Raw genomic sequence first — 14,865 nt, 5'->3', positions numbered from 1 at the left:
CTCCTAGCGCATCGTGTACATTTTACCAAGTTCTTCTTGTGTTTTTGCGGGAACGACAACACTCTGGATATAAGCCATAAAGATCATCTTGAGGCATTTCTGGATGTTTTCTCTAGTCTTTGGGCTGGCGTTCTTAGACTCTTTGTGGTTGACCGTAACGGATTCGACAGCCTTGTCGACACCACCTCTCAACCTCGGCGGCTGCCCCTGATTGAGCCGCCTAGTGTTGTAGTCGCTCATCATGTTGGTCTTTAGATTGTGTGGGGATCCCTTCTTGCTCCCCTTTCCTGACTGATATCCTCCGCCCTTTTTGTGTTTGTACGATCGAATACAGACGCAAGGGGCAGTATTTTGATCATAGTTTCTCCATTTTGGATATGAGATATTGTGCTCGCGGTCGCCTTGAAAGTATTCGTTGCTAACAAAGTGCTCGGATTCATATCCTGCTGGACATTTCTTATCCTCGTGAGCGTGAAGTCTCATGTTGTGCTTTTGCAGAAGGGTTCCGCAAGTCACATTGCCCATATTGACTGTCAGGATATGGGCCCAAGGAACGGCTGCGGTTGCGGCTGTAGAGGCGTGGTTGTTGGTCGACAGATCGGTGAACCGGATCACCGGCTCTCCGTCGAATTTCACGTCGTTGGACCAGGAATTGAAGTATTCCTTGCCGGTATTGGTCGAGGTGATGATGCCCTTCTTGGCCGCACACCCGGCCTCGTCGCCAGAGGTCTTTGAAAGGTCGGACTTGTTCTTGATGTTGACGGTCTTGCCGGAGATCTTGACCGTTCCAGTACCCTGCTCGGTATCGCTGGACACCCCGAACAGGGGGTACGGGATAGGTACGCCGGGAGGAGTCGCGGGATTTTCCGGAGGGGTGAAGCAGACGTCCGGAAACGCCGCAATTGTCTTACCGTCGCTCCCTTGGCCGGAAATTTCCAGCCCGTTGGCGAAGACGTTTCCCATCAGACGGCCCGTCCTGCAAAGACGGCGGCCCCGCAGGCGCCAGCGTCGTTGGAGGCTTCAACGAGCACGGATTCACCCATGGCGTAGCCCTTGACGGCAGCGGTGAATGCCCAACCCAGCATGAGTGGGACCACGGCGGCCCCGACATTACCTAGGGTTTCACCGGGCGACCAGATATCCATGAACTCGCGGCGGCCACGGGTGAGCCGCAGGGTGGCCAGAGCGCTCTGCCTGAACCAGTATTTTTCGCCGATCAGGTCGGAGATGCGATAGCCGACACGATGCATGGCGATACCGGTCTCCTCAAGTGCGGTCCGGTAGGCGGCGGTCATGCCGTCACCGCGCGACGCCAGATCATCCGGATTGTAGATGAAGGCGGGCTCTCGGCTGAAGCCGAGGCCATGCAGGTGAAGGCTGCCGGCGGTCGCCCGGGGGGAGCAAAGGATCGCGGCGGCCGCCTCGCCGGGGATGAATCCGTCCGGGTTGTCTGGAACCAGCAGCCGGTTTTCGGTAAAGTAGTGCGTGACGGTGCCCGCCGTCAGGTAGCTGTCGACGCCGACGATCATCACGAAAGGGGCTTCGCCGGCCGAGAAGATTCTGCGGGCCTGTTCCAATGCGACCAGCCCGGAGGGCCGACCGTGCGCCACGATCCGTGCCTTGTTGGGACTGGTCAGCTTGGTGATCGCGGCTATGCGCGCGAGCATGCGCTGTCCGTCCGAGGCCGGCCGCCCGGGGCGGTCGTTTTCGGCAAGGCATAGAATGAGGGCGGCGTCACCTCGCGCCTCCGGCGCGCCGGCAAAAGCTTCGGTGATCGCCATCGCGGCAAGGTAGGCCATACGCTTCTCGCCGACCCAGTCACCGGGCAAGGGAACGGGCGCGCCTATAAGGCGCTCTCCGCCCGCGGCGAGGAAACCTGTCTCCTGAAATCCGTCTACCCCGGCTCGCATTGCTGCGCATGACGAGGGCGCGTCGAGGCCGACGGCGGTCACCATGCCGATCGAAACGACATTAATCGCTGCGCTCATGCGGCTTCATCCTCGGGCGCGGCCCCAACGGCGCGTATATAGTCCCGGCCAGTGGCTCGCGCTCGCAACATCGACTCCGTCGGCGGGCCGATCCAGCATTCGGTGAAGTCCAGGATCGTGCGATGAATGCGCTGAGACACGCGCCAGACCAGCGAGAAGCAGCGGTTCTCGGGATCAAACAAAATGGTGTCGGGAAGGATTTCTCCTTGAAATGAGAGTTCTCGCTCTCTGAACAGCGTCATCGGCAATGCCGTCTGTGGCAGGCGAAAGCTTACCCGGCCCTCAGGGGTCAGGTTGACCAGATGTACTTCTTCGCCACCTTTCGGCTGGTCGATCTGCTGGTCGGACGGCGCCATCTGGAAATAGCGCTCATCGAAATCCGGAGGCAGGAATGGAAAGATGTTGGCTACCCAGTTGTCGTCATAGGTGCCGCCATACTCGATCCGGCCAGGCCAGCCACGGCCCATTGGACCAAAACTCATGGGCCTGTAGTCGCTGAACGGCGAGCGGATGTCCTCGCCGACGGCTTGGGTGTTGGGAAGGCGCAGGCCCGGGATCAGCCGCTGGTTCCTGGCACGCGACCAGCCGGTTCCGACCGGGTTGTATCTGTAACTTGCCGGCGCCTTGTCCTCGGGGTCGAGCCGGTCAGTTCCGCCCCACGCAACGTCGTAGGAAATCGGCAGGCGTAGGAACGGCTGCGGCGCTGTAGCGGCAAACAATGGCCCGATGGCACGCCACTCACGCGTGCCCACCACCTCGAAGAGTTTCGACCAATTTCCAACTTTGATGCCGACCGGCACGCGCTCGGCTGGTCTCCCGTTTGGGGCGTAAGCACAGCCATTGGCGATGATGTCGCAGCGTGGCTTGCGGAAAGCGAAATCGGTTTCCCATAATGTTGCGGAATAGCCGGGTTCACCGGTCTGCGTGTCGGCCATGACCAGCGGTACCTGCTCCGCCGATTTCTGCACCGGTCCGCCTGGCGTTGCGGGAAAGTCGAACGTGCCTTTCACCACCACGACAATCCACTCATGGGCGGCCTTGTCCGTGCCCACGGTGAATTGATGCGGATAGCCCATCTGGTTCCAGATCTGCATCAACTCGTCTCCCAACTGCCGGCGAGGATTGTCTCCAGCGTCGCTTGCGGCGAGTGCGGGTCGATGTCGAAAATGTCGGAGTGCGCCGTCCACATCACCATGTCGGCGATCAGTTCCTCGCCCGGCTCAGCCGGCGGCAAAGGCAGTGCCGCCAAAGCTGCATCCAGTTCGTCGGGCGTCAGCTCGCCCTGCTGGGCGGCGCTGGCGGCCTCCTCGATTCCGGCAAACCATGCCTCGGCATGCGTCAGCGAGACAGGCGTTTCGGTTAGCACGGCGACAATGCTCAAGGGGAATTTCCGGCCAACCTTGTCGGCGCTCTGCAGGATGATGCCCGCCGACGCGCCGAAGGAGTCCGGGCCGGCCAGAAACCGCAGCGCCGTGGCCGGCGGCCAGATATCCTGGCCAAACAGCGGCACCAGATGCTGCGCCAGCCAGCGGTCCCACAGACGCACGAACTCGCCCGTTAGCCGCCGGCTGACGAAGTCGCCGGTGGCGGGCATTTTGCCGTAGAAGCCGGGCAGGATCATATCTGCGGCGGACATGAGAATTTCTTGAACATCTGGAGGTTGTAGGGGTTCTCGACACTTGCCGCCTTGAGCTTGAAATCGGCGTACATGCCTTTCGTCCCCAGCCGCAGGCTGTAGACATCGGACAGCGACGTCCCGGTGAAGCGGCCGCCGCGCAGCATCCTCAGCCACGCCCAGCTTCCCGTCTCGTTGAGCATGATTTCGGGCGAGCCGTCGATCGGCTGGAAGGCGAGCGAGATGACGCCGGTGCCGTCCTTGCCGGGCCAGGTCATCGGTTGCGGTCGCGTCGCATTGTTGAAATAGACCAGGTTCTGGCCATCGAGGTTGAGCGTGACGCGGGTCACGTTGGGCGACAGGTCGGTCGGCTCGAGCGTGAAGGCCATCACCGGGCCCTGACCGCCGGGAAAGAGATCGTCGCGGATGCGCCGCGCCTGCTCGAAGGCGGCAAGTGCGGACGGGTCGAGGCCGAAATCGGCACGCCATTTCCAAGGCTGCGCCGAGGTGTCGACATAGCCGATCAGATGGTCGTTGATGAAGCCGTCGATCATCCCTGCCGGTCCGAACAGGCGGGCGAAGTCGCGCACGTTGACGTCGACGGCACTGTCGGGGCTGAACGGATAGCGGTCGTTGAGCGCGGCCTGGCAGAAGGGCAGGATGTCGGCGCGCCAGATGGCGTTGAGCTCGGAGGCCACGGCCTTCTGCGTCAACCCGCTGGTGTCGCCGGCAATGCCGCTCAGCCAGGTGTTGACCGGGTCGGGCAGGATTTGCGCCTGGCGGGCGACGGCGCCGGTCAGTTCGGCAAGCCCGCCCTGTTTCTTGATCGCGTCCTGCGGGTCGGGATTGGCGGTCACCGTCTGCAGCACGTTGGACAGCGCCGTCAGCGCGACGACCGCGGCATCGAGCGCCGGCGGCTGGCCGTCGACCTCGGCAATCGTGCTCTTGAGCGGCTTGAAGTGTTCGGCCACCAACGTGCCGGTCAGGTCGACTTCGCTGGCCGATCCTGCGCGCGGCAACAGCTTGGCGCCGGTCTTGACGATCTTGCCCAGTTTGCCGAGCTTGCCCAGCAGTTTCGAGCCGCCCTTCGCCGCCGCCTTGTCGTCACCGGCCGGCGCGTCGTCCGAGCGGGTGAGGTCGACCTCCTGGACCACCGCCGTCAACAGCCGCTTCAACGCGGAATCGGCACTGGAAAGGTCTTTCAGATTCTCGCTGGCAATGTTGAGGTCGCTGAGCGGCGCCAGCCGCATGTCGCGCAAAAAACTGTCCCACTGCGCGATATAGTCGTCATAGTAGAGCTTCAGGATATCTTCCGACAGCGCCGACACCGACGTCTCGGAATTTTCCGAGCAGCCGCCGGCAAACACGGCGCGGTCGAGTGCCGCCTGGGCGGCGACATCCTCGACCCGGTCGAGGATCGCATCGTGGAAGCCGTCATAGGTGAAGGCGCCTGATATGCCGACGCGCAGCGTCTTGTCGGAGCGTCGCGAAAACACCTTGGCGCCGTTCGGCCCGGCGAAATTGGCGGGGATCCATTCCTTCAATCCGGCCACCGCCGGATCGGCCAGCAATTGCTTGTAGGCCCGCGCCGGCAGCGAGATCGTGCAGACCGTTTTCAGCGCTTCGGCGACCAGCGCCTGGTCGGGCGCGATGTAGCTGTCGTCGACCGCCATGCGCCGGATCGCGGCCAACTGGTGTTCTTCCGCATCGGCGGTCGGGAAGGGCGCGGCCGGCGCGAATTCGGGCAGGTCGTTCACCCACCAATTCTCGACGAAATCCGAATCCATCTGAGACAGGCCGGTCATCATGCGGTAGGTCTTGAGTGCGCCCAGCATGAAGTCCGGATCGCGGATCTGCCGCCACATGGTCGCTTCGAGCAGCGCCACCATCCGCGGCTCCAGCACGTTGCGCAGAGCGTGGTCATAGGTGTCGGTCTGCGCCCGCATCATCTCGGCCGAAGCCGATGGTCCGAGCAGGTCCTGTGCCTTGTTCGGAGGCGCAGTCCTGGCATTGACGACTTCGTCCATGGCGGTCAGGGCAACGTCCATCGCCGGCTGCAGCACCGAGGCGGGCGTCGCCGCGGTCGACGTCAGCGGCGCCTGCAGCGCTTCGAACTGGCCGGCTTGCGCGGCGATGGCGTTGCGATTGTCGTAGTAGGACCAGGTGAACAGGCCGCCGGCGAGTATGGCCGCAGCCGCGCTGGCAGCGGCGGCACCGCGCCAGATCCAGCTGCGGCGGCGCTGCGCCAGCGGATCGAAGGTGCCGAGCCCGGCCTCCTTGAAGATCACCTCGGTCAAAAGGTTCTTGAGGAAGAAGCTGCGCTTCTCGAAGCGCTGCGCCGGCATCGTGCGTCGTGCCGGCAGGCCGAAGGAGGAGGCGAGCGCCGCGGTCAGCCGGTCGATCGGCGCGCCTTCCTGGGTGGCCGAGGTCAGATAGAGGCCGCGCAGCCAGGCCGCCTCCTCGTAGCGGCTCTCGCCGAACATCGCCTCGACCAGCACCTGGATCGGCTCGGACAGGCTTTGCAGCTGTGCGGGAAAGCGGAAGATCTCGGCCCGTTCGGCCAGCTTGTCCTCGTCTTCCAGCCGCGGCACCAACCGCTTTTCCAGCTCCCTCGACAGCGTCGTGATTTCGCCCGCGATCGTCTTGGCGTCGACGCGTGCATCGAGCGGGAAGGTCGTCCCCCATACCTGTTCGCGCGCCGCCGTCGACAGGCCGCTGAAGAAGGCCTCGAAGCCTCTGATCAGATCGGCCTTGGTCAGCATGAGATAGACCGGCAGGCGGATTTCCAGCCGCTCTTCGAGCTCGGCCAGGCGCCTGCGGATCTTGCGGCCATGCGCCTTGACGGCTTCGTCGCCCTCGGACAGCGCGTCGATCCCAAGCGCAACGATGACGCCGTTGAGCGCACGACGGCCACGATGCTTCTTCAACAGATCGAGGAAGCCCAGCCATTCCACGGCGTCGACATCGGGCTGGCTTTCCTGCTGGACATAGCGGCCAGCGGTGTCGATCATCACTGCGTTTTCGGAGAAGAACCAGTCGCAGTTACGGGTACCGCCGATGCCCTGCAGATCGTCGGTCAGGTCGATCGGAAGGTTGAGGCCGGACTGGCGCAAGGCCGTCGTCTTGCCGGTCGCCGGCGGGCCGACGATCACATACCACGGCATCTCGCGCAGGAACTTGCGGCCGCCGAGCTTGCGGCGCTTCAACTCGACCATGACGTCCTGGAACTTGGAGCCGACCGCGGCGACGTTTTCCTCGCCCGGACTGAGCCGCTTTTCCTCGACCGGGGCGGAAATCTCGGCGACGAACATGCGGTTGGCGCGGATTGCCCGGCGCTGCGCGACGATCAGCCAGATCAGCCAGAAGATCACCAAAAGAGCGATGATGACGATGCGCACCGTCTCCGACGCCATCGGCACATAGTCGCCGACCCGTACGATCGGGCCGAACACCCAGATGATCAGCGACAGCAGCGCCAGGCCGATCAGCGTCCACAGGAAACGCGAAGTCAGGACCGCCCAGAGGAAGCGCAGGATGAACATGTCACAGCCTCTTTTCGACCAGCACTTCGACGCGGCGGTTCAAGGCCCGGCCTTCGCGTGTGCCGTCGTCGGCCACCGGATCGGTGGCGGCCCGGCCTTCGGAGCGCACGCGCTCCTTCGGCACGCCGTTCTGAATCAGAATATCGGCAATTTCCGCGGCGCGGGCTTCCGACAGCCGCTGGTTGGTCGACAGTGGGTTGGTCTTTTGCAAGGGAACGCCGTCGGTGTGGCCGACCACCGTGATATCGCCGATCAGCTCCTGGTTCTCGAGGATCACCTTGGCGACCGAGGCGATGAGCGGATCGAAGCCGTCTGTCAGCTGCGCGCGCGACGACTGGAAGAGTTCGGGATTGGAGGCCTGGATGACCAGCCGCGCCAGCGACACGCTCTCCGTGCCGCTCAGCGCCCTCTTGAGCTCATCCGGCGCCGCCGCCTGGAATTCCGGCAGCAGCGCGAAATCCACGGCCACCGGCGGCGGCGCGTCGACCTTCGGCGAAGCGCGGGTGACATCCGTACGCGTCGGCGGCGGCAAGGCGCGAACCAGCGCCGAAAGCTCGACCGCCTGGCTGCTCAGGCTCATCGACAGGCCGATATGGATGGCTGTCGCCATCACCGCCGCTGCCGCAACCATCACCCAGATCGGCACGATGAAGCGCTGCGGTTCGTCGGAGGCGATCACGCCCTTCCAGTTGGGCGACAGCGGTGCGCCTTCGGCGTCGCTGTCGCGCAGGAAACGCGCGGCCGCCACACGCACGGCATTGAGCGAACGGTCGCCGGAGCGGCCAGGTACGCGATATTTGCCGCGGAAGCCGAGTGCCATGCAGTGATATTGCAACTCCAGCATTTCGCGGTCGCGGTTGGGATGGCGCTCAAGCTCTTCGAGACGGGCGAAGAACTGCGCGCCGGCATCGACGTCGCCGCGCAGCATCACCACCAGCGGCTGGCGCGGCCATGCGCTGGCGCCGCCCCACGGCGTATTCAGCGCCAGATCATCGAGCAACGCAGCCACCAGCCACGCCGCCTGGTCGGCTCGTTCGAGCGACGACCCTTGCGCCATCGTGGCGTCGCGGCAGCGCACGAGTTCTTCCAGCAGCCTGGTGCGAAGGGCTTCCGGGTTCTCCGGCGGCTGCGCGTTTTCCAGTTCGGGTGCAAATTCCAGCAGCGGCGAGAACGCATTGACGAGCACGTTCGGATGCGCGCGCGCGGAGCGCTTCGCGGTGACGCCCGACGCCGGCAGTGGCATGGCGCGCGGCGTCGGCGCTCCGCTCAGCCGAATGCGCGTCCGCTCCCGATCCTCGGACAGTCCGAATGGATCGTCCCTGCTCATCATCTCACCTGTTGACCGAGTAGCAGTCGACCTGCGGTTCGCTGGGCAGCACGCCCGAAACGCCGATCACAAAACCGGGCGCTTCGAGAAGCGAAGCCCAGTGCTCGCTTTTCTGGTCGAGTTCGAGGCACAGCCGGTCGCCGTCATAGGGAATTTCGCGCGGCTGCGAATGCAGTGGCTTTAGCGGAATGCCGGGCAGGCGTGACTTCCACAGCCCTTCGAATTCGCTGGCCGAGCCGACCGTCGCCTGGTTGACGAAAATCTTGCGCAAGGCATCCTCCGACAGTTCAGAGCCGATCCGCACCACGATGCGGCTCGCCACCAGAAGTTTCGGGTTGTCGATGCGGATCTTCCACACATTGGTGGCATGGCGCATGACCGGCAGGGCGCGCGATTTTGGCTCGATGTAGCGCAGGCTGAGGATCAGCGAACGCAGCGCATCGGCCAGCGCCGAATAGGCGGGGCCGGGCGCCATATGGTCGTAAACAGGCAGTTCGCCGAGCCGCCTTGCGCTCGAGCCATAGGTCGCCATCGAGCCGGCAAGGCCGGCCAGCTCCATATAGACCTCGGCCGGATGGAACACGTCCTGCGCCAGCATGTGCGCCAGCCGCGGCCGCGCGGCGTTGACTAAATTGAGGATCAGAAGATCCTCGACGCTGCGCCCGGGGCCGCCCAGCACCATCTTGCCATGCGCCTCGGCGATCTGGTCGAGGCCGGTGACCACTTCCTGAAGCAGCCGGCTGTACCAGGACGCCGCGCCGATGACCAAGGTCGGCGGCAGGAAGGTGTCGTCCAAGGCCACGCCGCCATCGGCGCGCACGCCCTTGAGTTCGGCCACCGGCAGCGCGGTGTAGCCGCCGACGGCCGTGCCCGGCGTAAGCAACAGCGCCTGCGGCCGTGCGATCTCGATTTCCTCGGGATCGGAGCCGCCATGCACGGCGTCGCGCACCGACACGATCCGGCCGCGATAGCGCGCGCCGGACGGCTCGGCGTGAGCGGGGTCGAAGCCGACGCCGCCGGGCGGCTCGAGCGGCAGCGCTATCAGCACCGGTCCAGCGCCCATCTCCGGCGTCACCGCCAGCGGCCGCGGCGCATCCATCGTCTCGGGGATCGCGAACGGCGTCCCGTCGGGAAAGATGCCGCGCGCCGAAAGCACCGAGATCTGGCCGGCATCGAGCTGTGCCTGATCGAGCGTCAACGTTCGAAAGCCGAACGTATGCAGATGCCCGGCCTGCAAGGCGCCGCGCACCGTCGCTTCGAAGAAGCGGTCCTGTTGCTGGAAATGCTGGGTGCGAAGGAAAAGCCCCTCCGACCACAGCACCCTGTTTGCATCGCTCATGCCGGCACTCTCTGCTTCCTGCTCATCATGTTGCGCGGCTTGCGGACTTTTGCCGCCCATGCATGTCGCTCAAAAGTGGTCACGGTTTTGAGAGAACGACATGCATAAAAATAAAGATCTAAAGCGCGTCGCCTGAATCCGTTCAAACGCGACGCGCTTTAGGCGGAAATCCCGCCGCTGCCGAGCTTCACATTGACCGTGAACTTCGATCCCGGCGAAACCGATTTGGTCGTGCGCCAGTTGCGTCCGCCGGGTTCCCTGATCAGCGCGACGAAGCCGAGTGCTGCCACTTCCGGCTCGACCGTGATGGTCTTCGATGCGGTCTTGCCGGGTCCGACGGAAACCGTGTCGGAGCCGATGAGATCGCCGCCAAGTGCCGCGCCGGCACCGCCCTGCAGGGCGAAATAGTCGGCCGAGTTGAAGGCGCCGGTGCTCTTCAGGCGCAAGATCATCACCGTCACCGGCCTGTCGCCGCCGCCCGGTCCCGGGTTCATGCCGGCGCCGCCGGCAAGATTCACTGTGATGACGGATGGTTTCGGCGGGCCGCTCTGGCAAGCCGTCAGCAGTCCCGTCGCCCCGATGGCAAGGATAAATTCGCGTCTGTCGATCATGTCTCAGTCCTCCTCATATGCATCACGAAAATCAGCGCCGATCTCGCCCAGAAAACGCGTCTCGGCGCTGCGAGCGATTTCACGGTGGCGTTTCTGGTACAACTCCCAGAGCTTGGCTCCGCGCCCGCCGGTCAGCAGATTGCCGATCGCCGAACTCGACTTCAGTTCCTGCTCGATCGCCGCCGGATCGAAGCGGTCGATCATGCGCTTGAGCGCGCCTTGCACGCCGCGCCAGGCGCGAACGTGATGCTGCGCCAGATCGCGCACCGCGTCCTTGATCGCCGCCTCGGCGCCGAGGAAACCGGGGCTGCGCTCGGCCAGGATGGTTACCAGCGCATCGTCGACCGAGGGCAGGAATTTGAGCGGGTTGACTTCGGATGCGCCAACCACCGTTTGAGCGACGCGAGCGTTGCCCTTCTCTTCGGCGCGCTTGCGCAAAAGCTGCATCAGCCCTTCCATCATCAGCCGGTACTCGCGGCCGAATTTTTCCATGTCGGCCACCGGATCGCCGCCGGGAAAATCGGCCTCGTCCATGCCCATGCCGCGCAGGAAAGCGGCGCGCAATTCCGCGTCCGACGGTCCGGCTGACGGCCGCGCCGCGGATTGGCGGACAGGAGCGCGTGGTGGCGGTGGAGACGGGGGAGGCGGTGGCTGCGGTGGCGATGGCTCGACCGCGCGGACTGGCAGATCCCAGGGCGCTGCAGAGGGGGCAGGCGAGGGCGCATCGGTTGCACCGCCATCCGTCACGCCGGCGTCGAGGCTGGTGGACCCGGCAGGGCCGAAACCAAACCCGTCATCGTAGGCCGGCAGCTTCTCAGGATTGGATCTGCTCGGCTCTCTCGACCGCGGCGCGGAGTCGAGGCCGAAGGGATCGTCGAACGATGGCTTGGCGCCGTTTCTGTCAGTGGGCTCGGCCACCGGCGTTGCCACAGGGTCGAGGCTGAACGGATCGTCGAACGCCTGCGAGCTGCGTTCATCGGACCGCGCACGCGCGAATGCGCCGGGCACCGGCTTTTCGAATGGATCGGGCAGGTTGGCAGGGCGTGGCCGTCCCGGCTCTTCTTCCGTGGTGGACGAAAAGAAATCGTCGCCGCCGAGGCTGACCGGCGCCCGCGACGCCGCCGGCTTACTGGCAGGCGCTGAAGGCCTGGAGGCCGGCGCCTCGGTCTTCGCCGTCTGCAAATCGACCCACACCACATAGTCGCCCAGTCGCAGTCGCATGCCGCTTTGCAGGCGCGCGGTATTTCCCGCGCCGAGCGGGCTGGCGGCATCGTCGATGAACAACCCGCTGCTGGAGGTATCGGTGACGAAATAGCCGCCCTGCTTGCTGGTGATCTTGCAGTGGGCGCGCGAGACGAACATGTCGGGATCGTTGATCTGCCAGTCGGCGTCGGCGCTGCGGCCGATTACCAGCTCGCCCTCGTCCAGCCGCGCCTGCCGCGTGACTTGCGCGCGTGGTCCCTGTTCGAGAATCAGAAGCAGGCTCATGCCGCCACCTCTTCCCGCCAGCCGACGATGGTCCGCAACCGCATGTCGTCGGCGTCCCCCTTTTCGACCGGTCGCGCCAGCCAGGTGGTGCGGGCAAGCTGGACGGTGCCGAGCTTCGCCGGCGGCACTGCCTTTGCCGCAAGCACGATCCTGAGATCGACATCGATGGTCTCGCCGATCAGGTCGCGCACCGCCTGCTTCAACAGCTTCAGCCGCTCACCGCCCGGCAGGAAGGCCTTGTAATCGATATAGCTGAGCGCGCCGATGCGCAGCTCGATGCGGCTCTGCCGGCTGAAGCTGCGCGGGCCGATGGTGGCGCTGCGGCCGAGCGTGGCATAGCTGCCGGCAAGCCGCGTCTGCAGCGCCTTGGGGATGGTCATCCAGGCCGCGACGAACTCCTTCAGCACCACCGGCACTTTGAAGGCTTCGGCCAGGAACAGCGTCAGTCGCTCGGGGCCGTCGACTTGGGCAGCGAGCGAGGCGGCCTGGCGAAGTTTTACTGTATCGAGTTCGGCATCCTGCGTGCCCGGCAGCCCGATGCCGGCCATCGCTTCCAGCATGGAACGGACGCGGCCGCCGACACCGCGTTCGACCTGCACAGCCGGATGCGCATCCGCCCAGGCCCGATAGTAGAGCGCGATCATCCTGTGCTGCAGGATATTGACAAAATCGACGAAGGTCGTGTCGCTCGTCTGCCGCGCCTCGGCGCCGGCATACCAGCGTTGCGACAGGCGATCGAGCACCCAGCGCGTCAGATGCAGTGGCATCGGCCCTTCGGGTCCGAGCAGGCCGAGATTGTTGACCGTGACGCGTGCCGGCGACTTGTCCGTCGGCTCGCGGAAATCCACCACGTCCTGCACTGCGAAGGACAGCCGCACATTCTGGCCGAGCCTTGCCGGCTCGCGGTCCGGCCGGCCGGAATGGCCGAACAGGCCGCCTTGCCGTTCGAGCCGGCGCAGCAGTTCGAAAAAGTCGAAACTCTCGGACAGGGTTGCGGCTCGCTCTAGATCAGGTAGCGATTGCCGGGCGTCATCGGCCATGGCACATCCTCCTGTTTCTGGAGCAACCGCGTGCGCGTGCGCACGAACCCGTTAATGCCGGCATGGCGGGCAAACAGCCGCGACAGCAGGCCCGACAGCAGCAGAGTGCTCTGTCCCGCCAGCACCGACTGGTCGACATGCAGCGTCACTTCCGTGCCGCGGCCGAAGCACATCGGCCCTTCGATCGCCAGCCTTTCGATCACCGCGCGCGAGTCGATGCGCACGATCGAGCGCACATTGCGGGCGAGCCCGGGGTCGCCGCGCTCGGCATAGAGATCGAGCAGCGCGTGCAGCGGATCGACGCCGCGGCCTTCCTTGGCCAGGCTGNGGGTCGCCGCGCTCGGCATAGAGATCGAGCAGCGCGTGCAGCGGATCGACGCCGCGGCCTTCCTTGGCCAGGCTGAGGAAGTTGAGCGCCAGCTGTGACACCAGCCGCCAGGCCAGGTCGTCGGCGCGCGACTCGCCGTCGGCGCCGGTCGGCAGCGCTGCCGGGATCGCCGGCTGCGGCGAACGCAATGCGCCGAGCAGCCGGACCGTCTCCACAGGGTCGCCGGCTTCCAGCGTCAGGGTCGGCGTGTCGTCGAGGATGGCCAGGTCGCGATTGGTGCAAAGCGCCATGATATCGACGCGCTTGAGCGGCCGGTTGGCCTGACTGTTGACTGGGCGCGACACCGCCAGGAAGACGTCGTCGCCGGCATAGGAGGTCCGCGTCACGCCCTGGCGCCGCTCGTCCTCGGTCGGCCGGCGCGGCCGCCGCTCCGTCGAATAGACCCAGCCGCTGCCGCGATTTTGCCCAAGGCTGAAGAGTTCCGGTATCTCCGCGTCGGGTCCCTCGGCATCGGCGTCTTCGACGCGGATGACGCGGTAGATTTCAAAGTCGCGCGCCCGCGTGCGGTCGGCATGCAGCACCTGGCGTGTCTTGCGCTGGTCGAGCTCGACGATGTTGCACTCGCGCTCGAAGAGATTGATGATCGGGGTGGCGAAGAGATCGAAATCCGCCGGCGTCAGATCGGCGAGTTCGGGCACCGGACGCCGGAACAGGAAGATGATTTCGAGCCCGGCCTGGCATTTGCGCACGACCGGCAGCAAGCCGGTGACGCGCCCATAATGGAAGCGCTCGGGCATCATGAAATATTCGCGCAGCAGGCGGTAGCCTTCGAAGGTCGGCCGCGTGCGCGGCATCAGCGCCTCGGCATCGGCAATGCCGACCATCTCCGGCGGCGGTAGCGGCGACAATGGATTGGTCTTGCCTTCCGGTCGAGCGCCGACACCAGAGCAGACTCCGAAGATGGCGTCGAAGATTAGCGGCGCCTTGGTGCGGTTGGCGAAATAGAAGTCGAGCCGGTCGAGCGCCAGTTCGTCGAGCTTGCCTTTGCCGGTCCGCGCCAGCGTGATGCGAAGTGCCGCTTCGCCGGCCTTGCCGGCGATCGGGCCGATGCCGGCGGCGGCAAGCGCGCTGCGGTCCTGGAAATAGCCGACCGAACTGATCGCGATCGGAAACAGCGTCATGTCCTGCGCGGTGGTGAAGGTGCAGCGTGTCGACAGGCCGGCCTGCAGGCTGGAGACCAGCCGCGTGCCGCGCTTGACGACGTGGCCGGCAAGCATTGTCTGCACCTGCTGGCCGGGCTTCAGCACCACCATGGCGGTTGCCGGCACCGGCGTGACGAGATCGGGATAAAGCACGTCGAGGATGCTGCGCGAAAACCGCGAGCGCTCGGCATCCACCTTCAGGCGCGTGCGCGCGGCGAGGAAGGCGACGCCGTCGAGCAGCCGCTCGACATAGGGGTCGGGACACGGCACCGTATCCAGCGACAAATTGCGGGCAACCGCCGGATGCATGTCGGCGAACTCCGCCGCCAGCCCGCGTATGTGGGACAGTTCCTCCTCGTAATATTCTACGAAGACCCGGTCCATC

General features: G+C 65.0%; 10 protein-coding genes and 1 pseudogene. All 11 read right to left on the bottom strand.

Translation table 11 applies throughout. From position 1 onward, the window contains the following. Positions 1 to 3: 3 nt before the first annotated feature. Positions 4 to 963: a DUF4150 domain-containing protein gene (locus tag X727_RS141875; protein WP_023804382.1), complete on the bottom strand. Its 960-nt coding sequence runs from the start codon at positions 961 to 963 to the stop codon at positions 4 to 6. Beyond that, the gene (locus X727_RS141880) at positions 963 to 1,988 is read right to left on the bottom strand and encodes a 3-oxoacyl-ACP synthase (RefSeq protein WP_023804381.1); all 1,026 of its coding nucleotides are present in this window, start codon (positions 1,986 to 1,988) and stop codon (positions 963 to 965) included. Before X727_RS141880 ends, X727_RS141875 begins: the two co-directional genes overlap by 1 nt. After that, on the bottom strand, positions 1,985 to 3,082 hold the full coding sequence (locus tag X727_RS141885) for a DUF2169 domain-containing protein (protein ID WP_023834864.1): 1,098 nt from the start codon (positions 3,080 to 3,082) through the stop codon (positions 1,985 to 1,987). Before X727_RS141885 ends, X727_RS141880 begins: the two co-directional genes overlap by 4 nt. Further along, positions 3,082 to 3,624: a type VI secretion system-associated protein TagF gene (gene tagF, locus X727_RS141890; RefSeq protein WP_031204583.1), complete on the bottom strand. Its 543-nt coding sequence runs from the start codon at positions 3,622 to 3,624 to the stop codon at positions 3,082 to 3,084. The genes X727_RS141885 and tagF overlap by 1 nt, the downstream gene beginning before the upstream one ends. Further along, entirely contained in the window at positions 3,606 to 7,145 is a 3,540-nt protein-coding gene (gene tssM / locus X727_RS141895) for a type VI secretion system membrane subunit TssM (protein WP_023834862.1), read from the bottom strand. Before tssM ends, tagF begins: the two co-directional genes overlap by 19 nt. Position 7,146: 1 nt before the next feature. Further along, entirely contained in the window at positions 7,147 to 8,472 is a 1,326-nt protein-coding gene (icmH, locus tag X727_RS141900) for a type IVB secretion system protein IcmH/DotU (protein ID WP_023714857.1), read from the bottom strand. Positions 8,473 to 8,476: 4 nt separating this feature from the next. After that, positions 8,477 to 9,811 carry a type VI secretion system baseplate subunit TssK gene (gene tssK, locus X727_RS141905; RefSeq protein ID WP_023692181.1) on the bottom strand — a complete coding sequence of 445 codons (1,335 nt, stop codon included), beginning with the start codon at positions 9,809 to 9,811 and terminating at the stop codon, positions 8,477 to 8,479. 158 nt (positions 9,812 to 9,969) lie between these two features. Continuing rightward, positions 9,970 to 10,422 carry a type VI secretion system lipoprotein TssJ gene (gene tssJ / locus X727_RS141910; RefSeq protein WP_023673710.1) on the bottom strand — a complete coding sequence of 151 codons (453 nt, stop codon included), beginning with the start codon at positions 10,420 to 10,422 and terminating at the stop codon, positions 9,970 to 9,972. A 3-nt stretch (positions 10,423 to 10,425) separates the two neighbouring features. After that, positions 10,426 to 11,910, bottom strand: a complete 1,485-nt coding sequence (gene tagH / locus X727_RS141915; protein ID WP_023834860.1) for a type VI secretion system-associated FHA domain protein TagH — start codon at positions 11,908 to 11,910, stop codon at positions 10,426 to 10,428. Beyond that, a complete protein-coding gene (tssG, locus tag X727_RS141920; protein WP_023673712.1) occupies positions 11,907 to 12,950 on the bottom strand; it encodes a type VI secretion system baseplate subunit TssG in 1,044 nt (347 codons plus the stop codon). Before tssG ends, tagH begins: the two co-directional genes overlap by 4 nt. Further along, positions 12,914 to 14,864, bottom strand: a pseudogene (tssF, locus tag X727_RS06790) (type VI secretion system baseplate subunit TssF). Before tssF ends, tssG begins: the two are co-directional and overlap by 37 nt. Position 14,865 lies beyond the last annotated feature (1 nt).

Source organism: Mesorhizobium sp. L103C105A0, assembly GCF_000502215.1.
Lineage (GTDB): Bacteria > Pseudomonadota > Alphaproteobacteria > Rhizobiales > Rhizobiaceae > Mesorhizobium.
Note: the sequence above shows the minus strand (reverse complement) of the source record. Positions and strands in the feature narration are given on the sequence as shown.

What these genes read in the sequence shown, in the direction of transcription:
- X727_RS141880 (WP_023804381.1), bottom strand. Translation starts at nt 1,988, where the DNA reads ATGAGCGCAGCGATTAATGTCGTTTCGATCGGCATGGTGACCGCCGTC.
- tssJ (WP_023673710.1), bottom strand. Translation starts at nt 10,422, where the DNA reads ATGATCGACAGACGCGAATTTATCCTTGCCATCGGGGCGACGGGACTG.
- X727_RS141885 (WP_023834864.1), bottom strand. Translation starts at nt 3,082, where the DNA reads ATGCAGATCTGGAACCAGATGGGCTATCCGCATCAATTCACCGTGGGC.
- tssK (WP_023692181.1), bottom strand. Translation starts at nt 9,811, where the DNA reads ATGAGCGATGCAAACAGGGTGCTGTGGTCGGAGGGGCTTTTCCTTCGC.
- tagH (WP_023834860.1), bottom strand. Translation starts at nt 11,910, where the DNA reads ATGAGCCTGCTTCTGATTCTCGAACAGGGACCACGCGCGCAAGTCACG.
- tssM (WP_023834862.1), bottom strand. Translation starts at nt 7,145, where the DNA reads ATGTTCATCCTGCGCTTCCTCTGGGCGGTCCTGACTTCGCGTTTCCTG.
- X727_RS141875 (WP_023804382.1), bottom strand. Translation starts at nt 963, where the DNA reads ATGGGAAACGTCTTCGCCAACGGGCTGGAAATTTCCGGCCAAGGGAGC.
- tssG (WP_023673712.1), bottom strand. Translation starts at nt 12,950, where the DNA reads ATGGCCGATGACGCCCGGCAATCGCTACCTGATCTAGAGCGAGCCGCA.
- tagF (WP_031204583.1), bottom strand. Translation starts at nt 3,624, where the DNA reads ATGTCCGCCGCAGATATGATCCTGCCCGGCTTCTACGGCAAAATGCCC.
- icmH (WP_023714857.1), bottom strand. Translation starts at nt 8,472, where the DNA reads ATGAGCAGGGACGATCCATTCGGACTGTCCGAGGATCGGGAGCGGACG.